The sequence below is a fragment of the Pseudomonas sp. P39-UII1 genome, assembly GCF_039672635.1.
GTDB lineage: Bacteria > Pseudomonadota > Gammaproteobacteria > Pseudomonadales > Pseudomonadaceae > Aquipseudomonas.
Map to the genome: position 1 here is coordinate 1 of NZ_JBDFPP010000065.1, position 450 is coordinate 450.

The 450-nt window shown below is 62.0% G+C and carries 1 protein-coding gene; it reads left to right on the forward strand.

The window, feature by feature from the left end:
- A partial coding sequence (locus ABEH27_RS25740) for an immunoglobulin-like domain-containing protein (protein WP_346616254.1) occupies positions 1-450 on the forward strand: 450 nt, incomplete at both ends.

The window sequence follows — 450 nt, forward strand, 5'->3', positions numbered from 1 at the left end:
GCTCGGTCAACTTCACCGCGCCGAACAACGTTTACAACACCAACGCTCCGCTGACCAACAGCATCAGCAAGGTCGAAGGCGGCAATTACGAGCAGCTCGAAACCGCAGGTAACCCGACTACTACCGTCACCGACAGCCCGGCCACTCAGGCCACCACCAATCTGGTGCTGAGCGCCACCGGTGATGTCGCCGAAGGCGGCCAGATCGTCTACACCGCGACCCTGAGCAACCCAGCGGGCACGGCGATGACCGTGACCCTGAGCAACGGCGCGACCATCGCTATCGCCGCCGGCCAAACTGTCGGTCAAGTCACCGTCGCGGCACCGGCCGATGACGTCTACAAAGACGCCGGTCAGGTCAAAGTAAGTGTCACCGGCACCACCGGTGGCGATTTCGAGAATCTGGCCGTTAATCCAGCCGAAGCCGTCACCAACGTCAGCGATACGATCG